The sequence below is a fragment of the Microbacterium mangrovi genome (assembly GCF_000802305.1).
GTDB lineage: Bacteria > Actinomycetota > Actinomycetes > Actinomycetales > Microbacteriaceae > Microbacterium > Microbacterium mangrovi.
This window is the reverse complement of the sequence record NZ_JTDK01000036.1, coordinates 1-1,409: the sequence shown is the minus strand read 5'-3', so window position 1 is coordinate 1,409 and position 1,409 is coordinate 1. Positions and strand designations below refer to the sequence as shown.

At 65.6% G+C, this 1,409-nt stretch carries 1 protein-coding gene; it reads left to right on the top strand.

Features of this window, described 5'->3' with window-relative positions; genetic code table 11:
- The first annotated feature begins 270 nt into the window (after positions 1–270).
- Positions 271–1,347: an IS110 family RNA-guided transposase gene (locus LK09_RS20370; protein WP_039403833.1), complete on the top strand. Its 1,077-nt coding sequence runs from the start codon at positions 271–273 to the stop codon at positions 1,345–1,347.
- Positions 1,348–1,409 lie beyond the last annotated feature (62 nt).

Here is a 1,409-nt window from a genome sequence, read left to right as displayed (position 1 = left end):
CGCCCCGAACCATCCTCAGACGCAAGGGAAGATCTGTGAAGACTTGGGGTGGTGCTGCGCTGGGCCGGTCTGACCCAGGTCAAGAATTGACCACGGTGTCCTTCGTTCGATTTGTCGACCGGTTCAGCGCAGCATCTTGGGGCGTGCCGGTCGGACGGATCTGACCTGATAGGAGCTTGGACTAGAAGCCCCATCACAGTCCTGTCGCTCCGCCCGACCGGCTCGCTCCGACCGTCCTCGGTTCAGTAGCACGGAAGGAGCATTCTCAGCATGACAACCATCGCGGACACTGTCACGGTCATCGGCGGCGTCGACACCCACAAGAACACTCACTACGCGGCCGCGGTCGACAATCAAGGCCGGCTCCTCGGCCACCACGAGTTCCCGGCCACGGGCCCCGGGTATGCGGCACTGCGCGCATGGATGCGCGGTTACGGAGACCTGAGCGCGATCGGGGTGGAGAGCACCGGGTCCTTCGGCGCCGCCCTGGCCCGGGAACTCACCCGCAACGGCGAGACGGTCGTCGAGGTCAACCGGCCCAACCGTCTCGCGCGACGGATGGACGGCAAGTCCGACCGGCTCGACGCGGAACAAGTCGCACGAGCCGTGCTCGGCGAGACTTCCACGGCCGTCCCGAAGAGCAAGTCGGGCATCGTTGAAGTGATCCGGACGCTGCGCGTGACCCGCTCCAGCGCGGTAAAAGCACGCACCCAGGCGATCAACACGCTGTTCGGGATCGTGATCGGCGCGCCCACGCAACTGCGGGACGAGCTCGTCGAGCTGACCAAACGAACCCTCGTCAACCGCTGCCTCAGGCTGCGACCGGAGACCGAGGACCTGCCGTCCTTGGTCTCCGAGCCGGAGCGCATGCACTTGGCTGCAACGAAGCTATCCCTGCGCGACTTGGCTCGTCGATGGAAAGCACTGGACGAGGAGATCAAACAGCTCAGCGCTCAACTCGCGGTCCTGGTCACCGAGGCCGCACCCGCCCTTGTTCAGCTGCACGGCGTCGGCACCGAGCTGGCCGGTCAGTTCCTGGTCACCGCCGGCGACAACGCCGCTCGCATCCACAGCGAGGCCGCCTTCGCGAAACTCTGCGGCGTCGCACCCCAACCCGCCTCCAGCGGCCGCACCACCGGACGCCACCGGCTCTGCCGCAGCGGAGACCGCGCCGCCAACAGCGCGCTCTACATCATCGCGATCGTCCGCATGCGCCGCCACGAACCCACCCGAGCCTACGTCGAACGCCGCACCGCCGAAGGCCTCACCAAACGCGAGATCATCCGTTGCCTGAAGAGATTCATCGCCCGAGAGATCTACGCCAACCTCCCGCAAATTGCCACTTGACGAACATAGGAGCATCGAACGATTCCACCAGACCTTGAAACGATGGCTCGCCGCCCGACCAG

Excerpts from the sequence above, each read along its gene's own strand:
- LK09_RS20370 (WP_039403833.1), top strand. The coding sequence starts at position 271 with ATGACAACCATCGCGGACACTGTCACGGTCATCGGCGGCGTCGACACC.